16 protein-coding genes and 1 tRNA gene are annotated in these 18172 nt (G+C 67.8%); 10 read left to right on the forward strand and 7 right to left on the reverse strand.

Features of this window, described 5'->3' with window-relative positions; genetic code table 11:
• Positions 1–69: 69 nt before the first annotated feature.
• Positions 70–615, reverse strand: a complete 546-nt coding sequence (locus tag ASF87_RS13835) for a TetR/AcrR family transcriptional regulator (RefSeq protein WP_056376651.1) — start codon at positions 613–615, stop codon at positions 70–72.
• A 112-nt stretch (positions 616–727) separates the two neighbouring features.
• On the opposite strand from ASF87_RS13835, the gene ASF87_RS13840 reads away from it, so the two are divergent.
• From ASF87_RS13840 to ASF87_RS13865, 6 genes are all read left to right on the forward strand, one after another.
• Complete coding sequence (locus tag ASF87_RS13840; RefSeq protein WP_056376652.1) at positions 728–2263, forward strand: MFS transporter; 1536 nt, start codon at positions 728–730, stop codon at positions 2261–2263.
• Between the two features lie 75 nt (positions 2264–2338).
• Positions 2339–3382, forward strand: a complete 1044-nt coding sequence (locus ASF87_RS13845) for a 3-isopropylmalate dehydrogenase (protein WP_056376653.1) — start codon at positions 2339–2341, stop codon at positions 3380–3382.
• Positions 3383–3442: 60 nt separating this feature from the next.
• On the forward strand, positions 3443–4543 hold the full coding sequence (locus ASF87_RS13850) for a branched-chain amino acid aminotransferase (protein ID WP_056377047.1): 1101 nt from the start codon (positions 3443–3445) through the stop codon (positions 4541–4543).
• 83 nt (positions 4544–4626) lie between these two features.
• Positions 4627–5403 carry a fumarylacetoacetate hydrolase family protein gene (locus ASF87_RS13855; protein ID WP_056376654.1) on the forward strand — a complete coding sequence of 259 codons (777 nt, stop codon included), beginning with the start codon at positions 4627–4629 and terminating at the stop codon, positions 5401–5403.
• Positions 5400–6659, forward strand: a complete 1260-nt coding sequence (locus ASF87_RS13860; RefSeq protein ID WP_056376655.1) for an MFS transporter — start codon at positions 5400–5402, stop codon at positions 6657–6659. Before ASF87_RS13855 ends, ASF87_RS13860 begins: the two co-directional genes overlap by 4 nt.
• On the forward strand, positions 6656–7420 hold the full coding sequence (locus ASF87_RS13865) for a class I SAM-dependent methyltransferase (protein ID WP_056376656.1): 765 nt from the start codon (positions 6656–6658) through the stop codon (positions 7418–7420). Before ASF87_RS13860 ends, ASF87_RS13865 begins: the two co-directional genes overlap by 4 nt.
• Before the next feature lie 88 nt (positions 7421–7508).
• Here the strand turns inward: ASF87_RS13865 and ASF87_RS13870 are convergent, their stop codons facing one another.
• Positions 7509–8753, reverse strand: coding sequence for an acyl-CoA dehydrogenase family protein (locus ASF87_RS13870; protein ID WP_235558968.1), 1245 nt, complete (start codon positions 8751–8753; stop codon positions 7509–7511).
• Between the two features lie 172 nt (positions 8754–8925).
• Between ASF87_RS13870 and gltX the strand changes: the two genes are divergently transcribed.
• On the forward strand, positions 8926–10431 hold the full coding sequence (gene gltX / locus ASF87_RS13875; RefSeq protein WP_056376657.1) for a glutamate--tRNA ligase: 1506 nt from the start codon (positions 8926–8928) through the stop codon (positions 10429–10431).
• 169 nt (positions 10432–10600) lie between these two features.
• Positions 10601–10672 (forward strand) — tRNA-Gln (locus ASF87_RS13880).
• 53 nt (positions 10673–10725) lie between these two features.
• Here ASF87_RS13880 and ASF87_RS13885 read toward each other — a convergent pair.
• Positions 10726–11568 carry a hypothetical protein gene (locus tag ASF87_RS13885; RefSeq protein WP_157550117.1) on the reverse strand — a complete coding sequence of 281 codons (843 nt, stop codon included), beginning with the start codon at positions 11566–11568 and terminating at the stop codon, positions 10726–10728.
• A gap of 210 nt (positions 11569–11778) precedes the next feature.
• On the opposite strand from ASF87_RS13885, the gene ASF87_RS13890 reads away from it, so the two are divergent.
• Positions 11779–12738, forward strand: coding sequence for a DNA topoisomerase IB (locus ASF87_RS13890; protein ID WP_056376659.1), 960 nt, complete (start codon positions 11779–11781; stop codon positions 12736–12738).
• A gap of 6 nt (positions 12739–12744) precedes the next feature.
• Here the strand turns inward: ASF87_RS13890 and ASF87_RS13895 are convergent, their stop codons facing one another.
• Entirely contained in the window at positions 12745–13602 is an 858-nt protein-coding gene (locus ASF87_RS13895; RefSeq protein WP_056376660.1) for a 3-hydroxyacyl-CoA dehydrogenase, read from the reverse strand.
• Between the two features lie 35 nt (positions 13603–13637).
• Positions 13638–14084 carry a MarR family winged helix-turn-helix transcriptional regulator gene (locus ASF87_RS13900; RefSeq protein ID WP_056376661.1) on the reverse strand — a complete coding sequence of 149 codons (447 nt, stop codon included), beginning with the start codon at positions 14082–14084 and terminating at the stop codon, positions 13638–13640.
• 79 nt (positions 14085–14163) lie between these two features.
• On the opposite strand from ASF87_RS13900, the gene pepN reads away from it, so the two are divergent.
• Positions 14164–16647 (forward strand): aminopeptidase N, encoded by a 2484-nt coding sequence (pepN, locus tag ASF87_RS13905; protein ID WP_056376662.1) that lies wholly within the window; start codon positions 14164–14166, stop codon positions 16645–16647.
• Here pepN and ASF87_RS13910 read toward each other — a convergent pair.
• Both ASF87_RS13910 and ASF87_RS13915 read right to left on the reverse strand, forming a co-directional pair.
• Positions 16644–17522, reverse strand: a complete 879-nt coding sequence (locus tag ASF87_RS13910) for an aminoglycoside phosphotransferase family protein (protein ID WP_056376663.1) — start codon at positions 17520–17522, stop codon at positions 16644–16646. The genes pepN and ASF87_RS13910 overlap by 4 nt on opposite strands.
• Positions 17523–17524: 2 nt before the next feature.
• On the reverse strand, positions 17525–18163 hold the full coding sequence (locus ASF87_RS13915; protein WP_056376664.1) for an MBL fold metallo-hydrolase: 639 nt from the start codon (positions 18161–18163) through the stop codon (positions 17525–17527).
• Positions 18164–18172 lie beyond the last annotated feature (9 nt).

Below are 18172 nucleotides of genomic sequence, written 5' to 3' on the forward strand. Positions count from 1 at the left end.
TCCAGACGCACGAAGAGAGCGGGAGGGGCGGCCGAGCGGCCGCCCCTCCCGCTCTGTCTCTCGCCCGTCTCAGGGGGCCGTGGTGCGGAGCACGAGGGCGATCAGGTCGTCGAGCTCGGCGCGATGGGGAACGAGATGCTCTTCGCCGTTCACATCGAGTGAGTTGTTGAAATAGAGCCCGTCGCTGAGCAGCATCACGAGGTTGAGGCTCGCCCGATCGCGCACGTGCGGACGGATCATGTCCTCCCAACGGCGCCGCACTGTGCGCAGCGCCTCGCCGGCAGGCAGGGAGCCGCCCTGTGCCAGACGTGACGCGGCGATGAGCGCGCGGTCCAAGGCGTCGTCTTCCATGACCGACGTGCGCACGTAATACGCCACCGGACCATCGTCTGCCGCGGCCATGCGCTCGAGGTCTGCCGTGGTGAGTGCGTCGAGACGATCGAGGAGTCCCGTCGCGAGGTCCTCTTTCGAACCGAAGTGGTAGAGCAGCCCGCCCTTCGAGACGCCGGCGGCCTTCGCCGTCGCGTCGAGCGTCGCCGCTCGCTCGCCGTCGTTGATGACGATCGACTCGAACGCGTCGAGCACGCGTTCGCGGGCCAGGGGAGGTCGGGGCATCGGAGTTCCTCTGTTCGTCTCTCATCACCGTAACGCCGATAGATGACGATTCTGTTACTATACCAGCTGGACGGTTTAGTTACGATGCCGTCGTGATCCTGAGAGGTGTTCCATGACCCGTACTGCGTCGATCCCGACGACAGAGACGGATGCTCCCCGCGTCGGAGCCCGTGGCTGGGCGGCACTCGTCGTCCTCATGCTGCCGGTGCTCCTGGTGTCGGTGGACAACACGGTGCTGAGCTTCGCGCTCCCCGAGATATCCATCGCGCTCGCGCCCACCGGGGCGGAGCAGCTGTGGATCATCGACGTGTACCCGCTCGTGCTCGCGGGACTCCTGGTGACCATGGGAACCCTCGGAGACCGCTTCGGACGCCGGCGGATGCTGCTGATCGGTGCGTCCGGCTTCGCGGCGGTGTCGGCCCTCGCCGCCTTCGCCCCGACCGCCGGTCTGCTGATCGCCGCACGTGCGCTGCTCGGCTTCTTCGGCGCGATGCTCATGCCGTCGACGCTGTCGCTCCTGCGTTCGATCTTCCAGAACCGTGATCAGCGTCGCCTCGCGATCGCGGTGTGGGCGTCGGCCTTCTCCGCAGGTTCGGCGCTCGGTCCGATCGTCGGAGGGTTCCTGCTCGAGCACTTCGACTGGGGCTCGGTGTTCCTCATCGCCGTCCCGGTGCTCATCCCGCTCCTGATCGCGGCGCCGCTGCTCGTGCCCGAGAGCCGCGATCCGAATCCTGGTCGCATCGACATCGTCAGCATCGTGCTCTCGATGGCCGCGATGATCCCCGTCGTCTATGCGATCAAGTCGCTCGCCGTCGATGGCCCGAGTCTCACCGCCGGAGCCTGGGCACTGCTCGGCGTCGCCATGGGCTATCTCTTCGTGCGTCGCCAGCTCACCGCTGATGTGCCCATGCTCGACATGGGCCTCTTCCGCCGGGGCTCCTTCTCGGGGGCGATCCTGGTCAACCTGCTCAGCGTGGTCGCGCTCGTGGGGTTCCTCTACTTCGTCTCGCAGCACCTGCAGCTCGTGCTCGGCCTCTCGCCGATGATGGCGGGCGCGGCACTCGTGCCCGGCATGCTCGCGATGATCGTGGCCGGACTCTCCGTGGTGCCGATCTCCCGCAGGGTGCCACCCCACATCCTGGTGCCGGTGGGACTCGTCTTCTCGGTCGCCGGCTATCTGCTCGTGGCGTTCACGACGTCCGATCACGGCATCGCGCCCCTCGTCATCGCGTTCGTGGTGCTCGGGATCGGCATCGGCGGTGCCGAGACGATCTCGAACGAGCTCATCCTCTCGAGCGCGCCGGCTGAGAAGGCCGGAGCCGCGAGCGCCGTGTCCGAGACGGCGTACGAACTCGGTGCGGTGCTCGGCACGGCAGTGCTCGGTGGCCTCATCACCGCGTTCTACCGGGGCGCGCTCGTGGTCCCGGTGGGCATTCCTGCCGAGGCCGCGCATGCAGCGACCGAGACCCTCGCGGGCGCCTACACCGCCGCGCAGGAGCTTCCTGCGCAGCTCGGAGACGCGCTGTGGGACGCGGCATCGGCGGCATTCGGTTCGGGCGTCATGGTCACCTCGCTGATCGGCGCAGGGCTGGTCGTTCTCGCCGGAGTGATCGCGGCCGTCACACTGCGCAAGGCCCCCGCGCACTGACCAGTACGCTGGGAGAACCGGCCCGCTCGGCATCCGCCCGAACGCTGGCCGGTTCATCCCGATGCAAGGAGTGTCATGTCGCGTGTCGTGAAGCTGGCCGTCATCCCCGGTGACGGAATCGGCCCAGAGGTCGTCGCCGAGGCAGAGAAGGTCCTCGATGCGGTCACCGCCTCCAGCGGAGTGACGTTCGACAAGACCCGCTTCTCGCTCGGCGCCGCTCGTTTCTTCGAGACCGGCGACACGCTGACGGACGACGACCTGCAGGCGATCGCGGCTCACGACGCGATCCTGCTGGGTGCCGTCGGCGGCACGCCGGGCGACCCCCGGCTCAAGGATGCGAACATCGAGCGCGGGCTGCTCCTGAAGCTGCGTTTCACGCTCGACCACTACGTGAACCTGCGCCCGTCGAAGCTGTTCGCGGGTGCTCCGGGACCGCTCGCGAACCCGGGCGCCATTGACTTCGTTGTCGTGCGTGAGGGCACCGAGGGTCCGTACGTCGGCAACGGGGGCGCGATCCGCAAGGGCACCCCTCAGGAGGTGGCCAACGAGACCTCGGTGAACACGGCGTTCGGCGTCGAGCGCGTCGTGAGGTACGCCTTCGACCTCGCCGAGCGGCGCAGCAAGAAGGTCACGCTCGTTCACAAGACCAACGTGCTCGTGCACGCCGGTGCCATCTGGCAGCGCGTCGTGAACGAGGTCGCCGCAGAGCATCCCGAGGTGACGGTCGACTACCTGCATGTCGACGCGGCGACGATCTTCCTCGTGACCGACCCCTCGCGCTTCGACGTGATCGTCACCGACAACCTGTTCGGCGACATCCTCACCGACCTCGCCGGCGCGGTCACCGGAGGCATCGGACTCGCCGCCTCGGGCAACATCAACCCCGACGGAGCGTTCCCGTCGATGTTCGAGCCGGTCCACGGATCCGCCCCCGACATCGCCGGCCAGCAGAAGGCCGACCCCACGGCGGCCATCCTCTCGGTGGCGCTGCTGCTCGACCATCTCGGGCTCGGTGCGGAGGCCGCCCGCGTGAGTGCCGCCGTCGAGTCCGACATCGCGACCCGCACGGGTGCCCGCAGCACGGCGGAGATCGGCTCCGCGATCACTGCTCTGCTCTGAACGACAGGCGTAGGCTGAGACGGCGCGAGGATGCGCGCCACACGAGGAATGGATGACGAGATGACGACCATCGATGCCGAGACCACCGTGGCTCCACTGGAGTTCGCCGTGACCAAGAACCTGGCCGCCGCGACGGCCGGTCGTGTCGCCGAGGTTCATGAGAATCCCGGCTTCGGCGTGGTCTTCACCGATCACATGGTCGACATCTGCTGGTCGACGAAGGGCGGATGGCACCGCCCGCGCGTGCAGCCGTACGGACCGATCCCGCTCGACCCCGCCGCCTCCGTGCTGCACTACGCGCAGGAGATCTTCGAGGGCATCAAGGCATACCGTCACGCCGACGGTTCGATCCACACCTTCCGCCCTGACCGCAATGCCGCACGACTCCAGGCCAGCGCACGTCGACTCGCGCTGCCGGAGCTGCCCACCGAGTACTTCATCCAGTCGCTGCGCGAGATCATCGCGGTCGATGGACGCTGGGTGCCGTCCGGCGCCGACCAGAGCCTCTACCTGCGCCCGTTCATGTTCGCCAAAGAGGCGTTCCTCGGTGTCCGAGCCGCGCAGAAGGTCGCCTATTACGTGATCGCAAGCCCGGCCGGCGCATACTTCAGCGGCGGCGTGAAGCCCGTGCGCATCTGGCTCTCCGAGGACTACGCACGCGCCGGCAAGGGGGGCACGGGCAAGGCCAAGACGGGCGGCAACTACGCGTCGAGCCTGCTCGCGCAGAGCGAGGCATCGTCGAAGGGCTGCGACCAGGTCGTGTTCCTCGATGAGCAGCGCAACGTCGAGGAGCTCGGCGGGATGAACGTCGTGTTCGTGTTCAAGGACGGCCGCGTCGTCACGCCCGAGTCCGACAGCATCCTCGAGGGGATCACGCGCGACTCGCTGCTCCAGCTCGCCGAGGATCGCGGCTACACGGTCGAGAAGCGACCGATCTCGATCGACGAGTGGCGCGAGGGCGTGGCATCCGGCGACATCGTCGAGGTGTTCGCCTGCGGCACGGCCGCAGTCGTGACGCCGATCGGCGCACTTGTCGGCGAAGGCTTCGATGAGCCGCAGCCGCTCGGCGAACTCGCGCTGTCGCTCCGCGAAGAGCTCACCGACATCCAGTACGGCCGCCGCGAAGACAAGCACGGCTGGCTCCTGCGCCTCGACGCCTGATCTTCGCAGGAACTCCCCGAGACCCCGCCGCGCGACCTGCGCAGCGGGGTCTCGTCGTCCGGTGCTCTGGCTAGGCTGGTGGCATGAAGATCGCCCGATTCAGCCATGACGACGCCATCCTCTTCGGGATCGTCGACGACACCGACCTGGTCGTCCTCGCGGGCGATCCGCTCTTCGCCGGGTACGAACCCACCGGAGACCGAGTCCCGATCGCGGACGCGGTGATCCTGGCGCCGGTCATCCCTCGATCCAAGATCGTGTGCGTCGGCAAGAACTACCACGACCACGCCGCTGAGATGGGGGGAGTCGCCCCCGAGGAGCCGCTGCTGTTCCTCAAGCCCAACACCGCCGTCATCGGCCCGGGCGACGCGATCGTGCGCCCGTCGATCTCAGAGCAGACCGAATACGAGGGCGAGCTGGCCGTCGTGATCGGACGGGTCGCGAAGAACGTGAAGGCGGCGGCTGCCCTCGACCACGTGCTCGGCTACACGATCGCCAACGATGTCACGGCGCGTGACCTCCAGCGCAAGGACGGCCAGTGGGCTCGGGCCAAGGGCTTCGACACGTTCTGCCCTCTCGGCCCGACCATCAGCACGGAGTTCGATCCCTCGGTCGCGACGATCGAGACCCGCGTCAACGGCGAGGTCCGTCAGAAGGCGCCGCTCACCGACATGATCCACTCCGTCGAGGCCATCATCGAGCACGCATCAGCGGCGTTCACACTGCTGCCGGGTGACGTCATCCTGACCGGCACGCCGGCTGGTGTGGGGGAGTTCGTCGCCGGCGACACCGTCGAAGTCGAGATCACCGGTCTGGGGATTCTGCGCAACAACGTGCGCGACGCCGTGCGCGCATCATGACCGTCGTCGCCATGACGGCGGCTCAGCAGGCATCGGTGCAGCGGAGAACCGTGCTGGTTCTCTCGTCGGGACAGGTGCTCGGCGGAATCGCGTTCGGAGCGACAGTGTCGCTCGGTGCGCTGCTCGCCGCCGACATCTCCGGCAGCGACGCGCTGTCGGGACTCGCGACCGCATCGGTCACGCTGGGCGCCGCGCTGTGTGCGATCCCCCTCGCTCGTCTCGCCGCCAGGGTGGGGCGTCGCCGTGCACTGACGCTCGGCAATCTGTTCGCGCTCGTCGGGATCGCGGTCGTGATCCTCGCGGCGTCGCTGCGGGTGTTCCCGCTGCTGCTGGTGGGCATCCTCATGATCGGCGCCGGCAACGCGGGCAATCTGCAGTCGCGATTCGCCGCCACCGACCTCGCTGCGCCGCAGCACCGAGGGCGGGACCTCTCGATCGTCGTGTGGGCGACCACCATCGGCGGGGTCGCGGGCCCTCTGCTGCTCGGACCGGGTGAGATCGTGGGCGCCGCGATCGGCATGCCGCCTCAGACCGGTTCCTACGTCTTCTCGTTCGTCGCTCAATGCGCGGCTCTCATCCTGTATCTCGTGGCGCTGCGGCCAGATCCTCTTCTGGCCGCGCAGAAGCTCGCCTCAGCGGCTGCTGCGGGGACTACAGGCAAGGCGTTCGCAGACAGAGCGGTGGTGGCTCGCTACGCGATGTTCGCGGTCGCCGGCTCGCACGTCGTGATGGCATCAGTCATGGCGATGACTCCTGTGCATCTCGCGCACATGGCGCACGGCGCGCACGGAATGGCGCCCACACCAGCCGACGTCTCGGCTCTCGTCGGCATCACGATCGCCCTGCATGTCGGCGGCATGTACGCGCTGTCGCCGCTCTTCGGCATCCTCGCCGACCGGTGGGGGCGGCTGCGCGTGGTTCTGCTGGGGCAGGTGCTCCTCGGGGCCGCGCTGGCGTTCGCCGTGTTCGCGAACGACAGGGAGTGGGGCGTGATCGTCGCTCTGATCCTGTTGGGGCTCGGATGGAGCGCGGCGACCGTCGCGGGGGCCGCGCTGCTGACCGAGTCGAGTGCGCCCGAGATCCGCACGCGCAGGCAGGGCCGCAGCGACTCGCTGATGAGTCTCTCTGCGGCCGCGGGTGCGGTTCTCGCCGGTGTGGTGCTCTCGAACTTCGACTATGCCGGACTGGGCATCGCCGCGTCCGTCATCGTCGTCGCCATTGTCGCCCTCTCTCCTCTCGGACGCTCGAGGCGATGAAGGACTGGGCGGGCACGGGGCACGCATACGCCGATTCGTATGCCTCGCTGTGCGTCGGCACGGCGGGGACTCTGCTCGGGATGCTCGGAGACCCTGCGGGTCGCTCGCTGCTCGATGTCGGTTCCGGAACGGGTCTCCTCACGGCCGCATTCACGGATGCCGGATGGGATGCGACAGGGTGCGAGCCCGAGCCGACGATGCGGGAGGTCGCGCTGCGGCAGCACCCGGCGATGCGGGTGCGCGACGGAGCGCTGCCGTCGCTGTCGTTCGAGGACGCGGAGTTCGATGCGGTCGTGGCGAACTTCGTGTTGAACCACGTCGCCGACCCCCGCGCATCGGCCGGAGAGCTTCTCCGCGTCTCTGCCGGCTGTGTGGCGGCCACGATCTGGACGAACTCGCCGACCTGGCTCTGGCGAGAGGTGTGCGACCGCGCGGCGCTCGTCCCGACGGAGGGCGAGCGGCTTCCGCCGGAGAAGGACTTCGAGCGGACCGTCGACGGCTTCGCGAGGATGCTCGACGACGCGGGCTGGATGCGCCCGCGGGTGTCGGAGATCACCTGGACGTGGTCAGCGGATGCGACTGCGCTGTGGGTGTCAGCCGAAGGAGGCGTCGGGGGAGCGGGCCAGTTCTACCGAGCGCTCGACGACACAGGTCGGCGCTCGTTCCGTGCTGCCTTCGATTCAGTGTGCGCCGATCGATCGATCGCCGGCCGCCTGCCGCTGGTGCATTCTGCCGCGGTTGCCGTGGCGTCGCGCGGCTGAGGCCGCCCTCGGCCAGAGTGCCCGCGGTCGCTCGGTGCCGCGACCGCCTGTGTCGGCGCGGCACCGAGGACCACCTGCATCGCGGCGGTCAGGTGTACCAGGTCGGCTCAGGCACCTCGTTGCGCAGCACGTAGTCGCCGACCTCACGTTTCTTGTACGCGATCGGGTCGTGCAGGCTGTGCGTGCGCAGGTTGCGCCAGAAGATGTCGAGGCCGACCGAGTTGGCCGATGCTCTGGCACCGGTGAGCTCGTAGATCTTCGTGGCGACCTCCAGGCCGTCGTCGACGATGCGCAGCTTCCCCGCTGCGATGCGCACGGCGATCTCGCCACGTCGGCGTGCAGTGAGGTCTTCGCGAGGGGCGTGCAGCACCGCGCTGATCTCGGAGCCCACGGCATCCAGCAGTGCTTCATCCGCCCACAGCTTCGAGGCCAGATCGCCATAGCCCTCGAGCAGGTACCACTCGTCCGTCGCGTGCTGCTTGTCATCGCCGCCGTACGGCCACGCTCGGGTGGTCGATCGGGTGTAGGCGGATGCCGTCTCGAGTGCACCCTGTGCGATGCCCAGGTAGAAGTTGGCGAACACGAGCTGGATGGTCGGCACGTTCAGGGTGTTGTACGTCAGAGGCTGGAACACCCGGTCGACGAAGCCGGCTGCCGCTGTCCAGGGCACGCGCACGTCACGGATCTCCACGGACCCCGATTCGGTCAGTCGCTGGCCAAGGTTGTCCCAGTCGTTCCCGAAGACGATTCCCTCCTGAGCCGTGGGGACGATCGCGAAGATGTGCGTCTCGGTGCCTTCGAGGACGCCTTCGAGAACGGTCAGATCCGAGATCCGACCACCGGTGGAGAAGGACTTGCGGCCGGAGAACACGAGGTCGTCGCCGTCTTCGCGGACCACCAGATCGGAGTCGCGGGGGTTGACCGCACCGCCGAAGACGAAGTCGTTCGCGGTGTACAGCTCCTCGACCGCGGTGATCTGCTCTTCGGTTCCCACGAGACGAGCCGCCCACGCCCAGAGGTAGTGGTACCCGAGGACCTGCCCGATCGAGCCGTCGCCGCGGGCCACCGCTCTGATCACCCGGTACGCGGTCTCCCAGCTCTCGCCCGCGCCGCCATGGGCGCGCGGGCCGAGCAGAGTGACCAGACCCGAGTCCTTCAGCAGCTGCACCTCTGCCCGAGGTGTCTCGTTCGCTCGGTCCCTCTCGACGGCATCCACAGCGAGGATGTCGGCAACCTCCTCGGCGCGGTCGATCCATTCGAGGCTGGTCTGAGGTCTCGGTGCGCTCAGCCAGCGATCGCTGAGGCCTGTCGTCACTGCATCCGTGATTGTCACGTCGTCACCCTTCCGATTGGTCGATGCGGCAACGATAGGAGCGCGACGAGGTCGCATGCGGGTTGTTACCCACGGTGAGTGACTGTTACCCACGGTGACCCCTCTCACCGGCTCCGATCGTGGACGGATCGGGGAGGTCGAGACCCCGCCCGGCAACTAGAATCGAGGGGATATGGCTACCCCGCACCCCCTCACCACGACCGCCAGTGGCGCCGACGTCCGCGTCCGCTTCTGCCCCTCTCCGACCGGACTGCCGCACGTCGGCATGGTCCGCACGGCCCTCTTCAACTGGGCGTACGCCCGCCACAACGGCGGCAAGATGGTGTTCCGCATCGAGGACACCGACGCCGCCCGAGACAGCGAGGAGAGCTTCCGGCAGCTGGTCGACGCTCTGACCTGGCTGAAGATCGACTGGGATGAGGGTGTCGAGGTCGGTGGACCCCACGCTCCCTACCGTCAGTCCGAGCGCCACGACATCTATCGCGGCGTGATCGACAAGCTCCTCGCATCCGGCGCTCTGTATGAGAGCTTCTCGACCGCGGAGGAGATCGACGCTCGCAACGAGGCCGCCGGGCGAGCGAAGCAGCTCGGGTACGACAACCATGACCGCGACCTCACGGCGGAGCAGAAGGACGCCTTCCGGGCCGAAGGGCGTCAGCCCGCACTCCGCCTGCGCGTGCCGGACGAGGACCTCACCTACGTCGACCTGATCCGCGGCGAGGTGACCTTCCCCGCAGGTTCGTTCCCCGACTTCGTGGTGGTACGTCCGAACGGCATCCCGCTGTACACCTTCGTGAACCCGGTCGACGACGCGCTGATGGGCATCACGCACGTCCTGCGCGGCGAAGACCTGATGCCCTCGACGGCTCGCCAGCTGGCGCTCTACGCGGCGCTCATCGATGCGGAGGTCACCACCTTCGTGCCCCGCTTCGCCCACATGCCTCTGGTGCTCGGCGAGACCGGCAACAAGAAGCTCTCCAAGCGCGACCCGCAGGCCGATCTGTTCCTGCATCGGGATCGCGGCTTCATCCACGAGGGACTGTTGAACTACCTCGCGCTCCTCGGCTGGTCGATCGGCCACGACCGCGACGTGTTCTCGCTCGAGGAGTTCATCGAGGCATTCGACATCGTCGACGTGAATCCGAACCCGGCACGCTTCGACCAGAAGAAGGCCGAGTCGATCAACGGCGACCACATCCGCAAGCTCGACGAGAAGGACTTCGCCGAGAGGACGATCCCTTACCTCGCTGCCGCCGACCTCTTCGATGAGCCGACGCACGAGCAGCTCGTGCTCGCCTTCCGCGTCGCACCGCTCGTGCAGGAGCGCGTGCAGTTGCTCGGCGATGTGCCGGGCATGGTCGGGTTCCTGTTCACCGAGGACGTCTCGTATGATGCCGACGCCCTCAAGGGGCTGCCCGCGAACGCCGCCGCGGTCCTCGACGCTTGCGTCGTCGCCCTCGAGCCGGTGACCGAGTTCACTCCAGAGAAGATCCAGGAGGCTCTCGCGGAGGCGCTCGTCGAGAAGCTCGAGCTCAAGCCTCGCATCGCCTACGGCCCTCCGCGCGTCGCGATCACCGGTCGTCGGATCTCGCCGCCGCTGTTCGAGTCCATGGAGCTCCTGGGCAAGGACGAGTCGCTGCGGCGCCTCCGGTCGCTGTCGGCGTTCCTCGCGAACTGACGAGGCAGGCGGGCGGGGGAGCATCGCTTCGATGAGCTCCTGCCCGCTGCCGAGGTCACGCACCCGCAGCGATCGCCGGGCGACGCGCCCGGACGGACCGAGGCGTTTTGGCATTAGGCCCACGGCTCGGGTAAGCTTGACTCTCGGTGCGAGACTCCGGTTTCGCCCTTGGGGTATGGTGTAATTGGCAACACGGCGGTTTCTGGTTCCGTTGTTCTTGGTTCGAGTCCAGGTACCCCAGCAAGACAAAAACCCCCGCTCAGGCGGGGGTTTTGTCGTTTCCGGTCCAGTGTCTCACTCGCACTCTCCGATGAATCCGAGGTAGCACACCGCCTCGTGGGTGACGGCGGGCTCGTAGTCGTCGTTCGAGACCTGGCGGGTGTCGATCTCAGGCGTCTGATGCAGGCTCCCGTAGCTGCCGAGCGTCGCGACGTAATAGCCCTCGCCGTCCTGCGCCTTCATCTCGTCTATCGCGGAGCTGTACTCGGTGCACAGGAGGGCCGCGGTCTCGGTGAGCTCGACATCGACGCAGGCGGCCGTATAGGTCGCGACCATCAGGTTCGTGCAGTCGGTCCAATCCTGGTTCACCGAGCACGGGTTGACGTCGTCCATCGTGACGTCGACGCGACCGGTCTCGTACTCCTCACTGCGGAAGGTCTCGGGCTGCTCAGGAACATCGGTCTTGGTCCAATGGCGTGCTGTGGCGAAGGCGAAGATCACGACGATGGCGGCGATCACCAGCAGGGCGCCGAGGATCGACAGGGTCACCCACAGTCCGACCCTCTTCTTCTTGCCGGGTCGGCCGTCGGGGACGGGCGCGTACCCCGGATAGGCGGGAGCGCCGCCCTGCGCGGCGTAGCCGGGAGCCGCAGCGTAGCCGGGAGCCGCGGCGTAGGCGGGTGGAGGTGCATCGTAGGCGGCCGGCGGCGCATCGAACGCGGGCGGCGGCGCATCGAACGCGGGGCCCGCGGGCGGCGGGGGAGTCGTCGGCTGGGTCGAGAGCCAGTACGCGTACCAGCTCTGAGCGGAGGCCGGATCGTCGGCGACCTGCTGCGCTTCGAGGTCGGTGAGCTGCACCCCGAGGGCTGCCCGCAGATCTGCACTGGTCAGGGATGTGCGGAATTCCTCGAATGACATGGCCATAGTGAAGAGGATGGCAGACCTCGGTGTGCCCCGACAATCGGATCCCTGGGCAGCGGCCGCACCCTCCCGGCACCGCCTGAAGGAGCCGGCGTCGCCTAGCAGGTCGCCCGTGCGTCGCGCCATGCCCTTCACGCCTCGCTCTTCGTCGGTCATCGTGAGCGAGAAACACCCGATGCCCGACGAGGCATGACCGAGAGGACGAGAATGGCGCTCACGAGAGTCGTTCCGGGCGAGACACCAGGAATCCGCCGTGTGCGATCCGGGTCAGGGTTCCGATACGTCGACGCGGGCAACACCCCCGTCGTCGAGGCCGATAGGGAGCGCATCCGCGACCTCGCGATACCCCCGGCGTGGAAGGACGTGTGGATCGCCGCCGATCCGCTCGCTCATATCCAGGCGGTCGGCACCGACGATGCGGGACGACGTCAGTACCTTTACCACCCGCTCTGGCGCACGGGGAGGGATCAGCGCAAGTTCGCGCGGGCGCTCAAGCTCGCCGCGGCGCTGCCTGCGGCCAGGGCCAAGGTCACGCGCGCCATCGGCGAGCCGGGTCTGACACGAGAGCGGGCACTCGCGGTCTCCTTCCGGCTGCTCGACGACGCCGCTCTGCGCATCGGCTCCGAGCGCTATCTCGTGAAGCACGGCAGTCGGGGGCTGAGCACGCTTCGGCGACGGGACGTGCGTATCGACGGCAGCGACGTGGCCCTGAGCTTCCCCGCGAAGAGCAAGCAGCTCGCCGCGATCGAGATCTCCGACGCCGCCCTCGCCGAGGCGCTGTCGGAGTTCGCCGTCGGCTCGCCGCGGGCGCCGCTGCTCGCGTACCGCAAGGGCCGCCGCCGAGTGCGCCTCACGTCGACCGAGGTCAACGACTATCTCCGGCAGGTGGCCGGGGCGTCGTTCACTGCGAAGGACTTCCGCACGCTGCACGGCACAATCCTCGCGGCTGACGCCCTCGCGCGGATCGGTCGACTCGAGACGAAGAACGAGCGGCGGCGTGCCGAGCGCCTCGCCGTCCAGGCGACGGCGTCAGCGCTCGGCAACACCCTCGCGGTGGCCAGGGGGAGCTACATCGATCCACGCGTGTTCCGGCTCTACGCGCGCGGTCGCACTCTCGATCTCACGGTGTCGCCTGAGACGGCGATCCGCAAGCTCCTCGGGCGCTGAGGGGATTCAGCTCTCTCGCGGGTAGGTGTAGAAGCCCTCGCCCGTCGCCACGCCCAGCTTGCCCTTGTCGATGTACTGCTCTTTGAGCAGCTCGGCGAAGCGCTGCTGCTTCTCGCCTCCCATGCGGGAGATGTTGTATGCCGTGTTCAGGCCCACGATGTCATAGATCTCGAACGGGCCGGCCGGGGCGCCGGTGCCGATCCGCCACGTCGCATCGATCGCCTCGGGCTCGGCGATTCCGTCGACGAGCAGCTCTGCTCCGGCCTGGAGGAAGGGCACGAGCAGCGAGTTCAGCAGGTACCCGGCCTTCTCCTTCTTGATCTGGATCGGGACCATGCCGATCTGCGTCGCGAACTCGACCACCTTGTCGTAGACCGCCGGGTCGGTGGCCGGCGTCCCCATGATCTCCGCGGTGTTGTGCGACCAGATCTCGTTCGCGAAGTGCAGGGCGAGGAAGCGGTGGGGGCGCCCCGTCGACTCTGCCAGCGCACTGGGGAGCAGAGTCGACGAGTTCGTCGCGAAGATGGTCGTCGCCGGCGCGGCGTCGGCGAGAGTCCGGTAGATGCCCTGCTTGAGCTCGAGGTTCTCCGGCACGGCCTCGATGATGAGCTCGGCCGATCCTGCGGCTTCCGCGAGGTCGGACGTGAGCCGGATGCGGCCGATCGCCGCCTGCGAGCCGCCGTCTGAGGCATTCTCGACACCGTCGGCGACGTAACGCGCGGCGAGACCCTCGAATCGCTCGGCCGCGCGGTCGAGCGCAGGCTGATCGATGTCGTAGGCGACGACGTCGAAACCGTGGAAGGCGGTCTGGAACGCGATCTGCGATCCGAGCACGCCGGTGCCGAGAACAGTGATGTTCTTCATTTCTCTTCTTCCTCTGAGGGCCTTGTGGGCCGTGGTCAAGCGGGTTCGTGGCCTCTGTCGAAACGCTGGAGGTCGTGCGCGAAGCGCTGCACCTCGGCATCCGTCCACTGCGCGAGATGCACGTCGATCACGCCCTGCAGCGATCGCAGTGTGTTGCGGAAGGCTTCTTCGCCCTCGGCGGTCAGCTCGAGCGGACGGCCGCGCCCGGAGGCCGACGGCGTCTCCTGCACGAGGCCGAGAGAGACGAGCGTCGAGAGCTGACGCGACACGGTCGACCGGTTGAGGCGGAACATGCGGGCGATGTCCGTCGAACGGATCCCCGGCTCGTCGGCGATCGCCATGACGATGGATTGATCCGTGATCGACAGCCTCGGTTCCTCCGCACGTGCGTCGACGAGACCGCGACGCGTGATGGCGACGAGAGATCGCAGGACGTCGGCGCTGTCGCTGCGACGTCCGCCCGAGCTCTCTTGCTGTTGCATAGTGCAACTATACGCCGTTCTGTTGCGTGATGCAACGCAAGGGTCCGCCTCTGAGCACGCCAGATGGAAGGATGGAGGCATGGACACAGCCAACCTCTCGCGAGAGGAGACCGCGGCGCGATCCGCCGCCGTCTCCGTGCGCAGCATCCGCGTCGAACTCGACCTCACGGGTGCACCCGAGCGGGCGCGCAGCGGGTTCTCCACGACCACCACGCTGGAGTTCACCACGACGGCGCACTCGACCTGGTTGGACTTCATCGGGGAGAGCGTCGAACGAGTCGTCGTGAACGGCGTCGAGCGCGACGTGATCTACGACGGTGCGCGCATCGAGCTGCACGACCTCGCCGACACGAACGTGGTGCGTGTCGAGGCGGTCGGAAGCTACAGCCGGTCCGGCGAGGGGCTGCACCGGTTCCACGACCCCGTCGACGATCGCACCTACCTCTACACGCAATACGAACCGGCCGACTCGCGGCGGGTGATGGCGTGTTTCGAGCAGCCGGACATCAAGGCGCCGTACACCTTCGTGATCGATGCTCCTGCGGGCTGGGAGGTGCTCTCGAACCGGGTCGCGGCGACGGTCGACGCCGGAGTCGGGGTGCAGCGTGTCGAGTTCGCCCCGACGCTCCCGATCTCGAGCTACATCACCTCGGTCGCGGCCGGGCCGTATGCCCGGGTCGACGGCGAGTGGGCGCGCGATGATCAGCGCGTCGCACTCGGTGTGTTCGCGCGGCAGTCGCTCACGCAGTATCTGGAGTCCGAGGAGATCCTCGAGATCACGCGCCAGGGTCTGGACTTCTTCACGGATGCCTTCGCCTACCCCTATCCCTGGGGCAAGTACGACCAGATCTTCGTTCCCGAGTACAACCTCGGTGCGATGGAGAACCCGGGACTCGTGACGTTCACCGAATCCTATCTCTCGAGGGGTGCGGCCACCGACGCGCAGCGTGCCGCACGCGCGAACACGATCCTGCACGAGATGGCGCATATGTGGTTCGGCGACCTCGTGACCATGAAGTGGTGGGACGACCTGTGGCTCAAGGAGTCCTTCGCGGACTACATGGGCTCGCACGCATCAGCGGCGGCGACGCGCTTCCATGACGCGTGGGTCAAGTTCGCCGCCAACCGCAAGGCATGGGCGTACCAGCAGGACCAGCTGCCGACCACCCACCCGATCGTCGCCGACATCACCGACCTCGAGGCCGCGAAGCTCAACTTCGACGGCATCACCTATGCCAAGGGTGCCGCGGTGCTGAAGCAGCTCGTGGCCTTCGTCGGCGATGAGGCGTTCTTTGAGGGGGCCCGCAGATACTTCGCGGCCAACGCGTTCGGCAACACGACTCTCGACGACTTCCTCGTGCAGCTGAGCGCGGTCTCCGGGCGCGACATGACCGAGTGGTCGCAGGCATGGCTGCAGACGACAGGGGTGTCCACGCTGCGGCTCGAACGAGAGGCCGACGGCAGCGCCACGCTCGTGCAGAGCGATCCTCGGCCGCATCGCCTGCGCGTCGGGCTCTATCACCGCATCGACGGGCGCGTGGTGCGTCGCGACCAGCTCGCCCTGGACATCCACGACGAGCGGACGCCCATCGAGGTCCCCTCCGCCGATCTCGTGCTTCTCAACGACGACGACCTCACCTACGCCAAGGTGCGGCTCGACGAGGCATCATTGACGACGGTGCAGGAATCACTGTCCTCCATCGACGACCCCCTCGCGAGGGCCGTCGTGTGGTCGTCGCTGTGGAACGCCACGCGCGACGGCGAGCTGACAGTGGCGCAATACACCTCGATCGTGCGCGCACATGCCCCACACGAGTCGAACATCGGTCTTCTCGTCGGCATTCTCTCGAATGCCCTCTTCGCGATCCGGCACTACGCGAGCGACGGCGCGCGACAGGGCGAGCAGCGGGCCTGGGTGGAGACCGCGTGGGCTGCGCTGCAGGCATCGGATGCCGGAAGCGATGCCCAGCTCTCGTGGGCGCGGGCCCTCGCGGCGGCGTCGGCGTTCGACGACGTGCACGCCGCCGAGGTCCGCGCGCTCCTGCACGGTTATGTCCCGGATGGTCTCACCATCGACCCTGATCTGCGGTGGCAGCTGCTCACGGCTCTCGTCACGACAGGGCACGCGGGGAACGATGACGTCGCAGCCCAGCTCGAGTCCGACGACACCGGAAGCGGTCGGACGGCCGCTCGCAGGGCACTCGCCTCGCGACCTGATTCCGCGGTGCGGGCTGCAGCGTGGGACGCGGCGTGGAACGACGCCTCGCTGAGCAACGACCATCTCGATGCCGAGATCGCAGGCTTCCGCGCAGGTGGACGCCGTGATCTCATCGCGGGTTTCGATGCCGAGTACTTCGAGAGGATCGGCGACGCGTGGGGCACGCGGAGCATCGAGCTGGCTCAGCGCCTGGTCGTGGGGCTGTTCCCCGCCTCGCCGACGCTCGATCTCGTGGATGCGTGGCTTGCCGGCAACAGCTCGGCGCCCGCCGCGCTGCGCCGGATCGTCATCGAGCAGCGTGATCACCTGGCCCGAGCGCTGCGCGTTCGGGCTGCGCAGGGCTAGTCGGCGTCGAGCGCGTCGGCGGTGCTCGCTCCTACCGAGAGGTACTCGGGTCGATCGTCGCTCTGAGTCAGGAGGACGAGGGCCATGTACGCCGCCCACGCTCTGGCGCGAACCCAGGTGGCCTCGTCGTACCGATCTCCGGTCGCTCTGCGGAAGACGTCGCGACCGGGTGCATCGAAGAGCATCCAGGATGACGCGAGGTCGTAAGCGGGGTCTCCGACCGTGACGTCACCGAAGTCGATGAGCGCCGCGAGTGCGCCGTCTGCCACCAGCACGTTGCCGGGGTGCAGGTCGCCGTGGATCCAGACCTGCTCCGAGTCGGCCGATGCGGCGAGACCTGCGACCCAGGCGTCACGCAGCGCCGTGCGGTGCCTGAACGCCTCGAGCCGTGGCCGTATCGCGTCGTCTCGAGTGCTCAGGGCGCGTCCTCGCACCGGGTTGCGCGGAGCATCCGCGGGGGCCGGGGCGTGCAGCGCCCTCAGGGCGTCGGCGAGTCGTGGTGCCCACGCCGCGTTGTCCGATCGGGAGGAGGCGAGCGCCGTCGTTCCGGAGATCCATGGGACGACTGACCAGGGCCGCGGAAACAGCTCGCTCGGTTCGCCGGAGATCAGCGGCACCGGGGTGCGGATGCCGATGGCCGCCAGCGCCGGAGCGATCGCGCGGAGCGCGCGCTGCTCATTCGTTATGAGAGGCACGGCGAGCTCGCGTCGTGGCAATCGCACGACCAGCTCAGATCCGAGCCTCCACATCGAGTTGTCCCAGCCGTCGGCGAACAGCCTGAGCGGCAGGGCGGCGAGATCAGGGCTCGTCCGCCGAAGAAGGTCTCGTACGCCGCTCTCATCGAGCGAGTATTCGGCGGAGGGGGAGTCCGCCACGGTCAGATGTCGAGCGAGTCGCCCGGCTCGAGGACCGAGAGCTCTCCGCCACCCTGCTCGGTCGCCCACTGCAGCCGCTGCCGGTGCATCGTCTTGCCTGCGACCGACAGGGTCATGTCGTGAGTGCCGAACGCCCGACGCGGGCGCACCGCGAGAACGTAGTCCATCGCCTCGCCGATCTTCAGCCAGGGCGCTCCGAGAGGAGCGGCGAGCGTGCCGACCTCGACACCCTCCGGAACCGCGTAGGAGTCGCCGGGGTAGTAGAAGACCTCATTGACCAGCACGCCCACATTCTCGACAGTGGGGAGTGAGGAGTGGATCACCTCGTGCGTGCCGCCGAAGAAACGGAGCGTGAACGCTCCCACCTCCACGGTGTCTCCCGGAGCGACCTCTGAGATGTCATAGCCCTCGGCCGCACGTGCAACGCCTGCAGGGGCGTAGATCGGAGTGCCGGGGGCGGCGCGGAGAATCCGATCCAGGTGCTCGGGCGTCCAGTGGTCGGGGTGCTCGTGGGTGATCACGACGGCGACGAGACCCGAGAGATCGTTCAGGGGAGCGGTGAACGAACCCGGGTCGATGAGGAGGGTGTCATCGCCCTGCTGGATGCGAAGAGCGGCATGTTCGAATTTCGTGATGCGCATGAGGTGAGT

Origin of the sequence: Microbacterium sp. Leaf161 (assembly GCF_001423645.1) — a bacterium.
Classification (GTDB): domain Bacteria; phylum Actinomycetota; class Actinomycetes; order Actinomycetales; family Microbacteriaceae; genus Microbacterium; species Microbacterium forte.

Coding starts and splice junctions, on each gene's coding strand:
- ASF87_RS13835 (WP_056376651.1), bottom strand. CDS start 615: ATGCCCCGACCTCCCCTGGCCCGCGAACGCGTGCTCGACGCGTTCGAG.
- ASF87_RS13840 (WP_056376652.1), top strand. CDS start 728: ATGACCCGTACTGCGTCGATCCCGACGACAGAGACGGATGCTCCCCGC.
- ASF87_RS13845 (WP_056376653.1), top strand. CDS start 2,339: ATGTCGCGTGTCGTGAAGCTGGCCGTCATCCCCGGTGACGGAATCGGC.
- ASF87_RS13850 (WP_056377047.1), top strand. CDS start 3,443: ATGACGACCATCGATGCCGAGACCACCGTGGCTCCACTGGAGTTCGCC.
- ASF87_RS13855 (WP_056376654.1), top strand. CDS start 4,627: ATGAAGATCGCCCGATTCAGCCATGACGACGCCATCCTCTTCGGGATC.
- ASF87_RS13860 (WP_056376655.1), top strand. CDS start 5,400: ATGACCGTCGTCGCCATGACGGCGGCTCAGCAGGCATCGGTGCAGCGG.
- ASF87_RS13865 (WP_056376656.1), top strand. CDS start 6,656: ATGAAGGACTGGGCGGGCACGGGGCACGCATACGCCGATTCGTATGCC.
- gltX (WP_056376657.1), top strand. CDS start 8,926: ATGGCTACCCCGCACCCCCTCACCACGACCGCCAGTGGCGCCGACGTC.
- ASF87_RS13885 (WP_157550117.1), bottom strand. CDS start 11,568: ATGTCATTCGAGGAATTCCGCACATCCCTGACCAGTGCAGATCTGCGG.
- ASF87_RS13890 (WP_056376659.1), top strand. CDS start 11,779: ATGGCGCTCACGAGAGTCGTTCCGGGCGAGACACCAGGAATCCGCCGT.
- ASF87_RS13895 (WP_056376660.1), bottom strand. CDS start 13,602: ATGAAGAACATCACTGTTCTCGGCACCGGCGTGCTCGGATCGCAGATC.
- ASF87_RS13900 (WP_056376661.1), bottom strand. CDS start 14,084: ATGCAACAGCAAGAGAGCTCGGGCGGACGTCGCAGCGACAGCGCCGAC.
- pepN (WP_056376662.1), top strand. CDS start 14,164: ATGGACACAGCCAACCTCTCGCGAGAGGAGACCGCGGCGCGATCCGCC.
- ASF87_RS13915 (WP_056376664.1), bottom strand. CDS start 18,163: ATGCGCATCACGAAATTCGAACATGCCGCTCTTCGCATCCAGCAGGGC.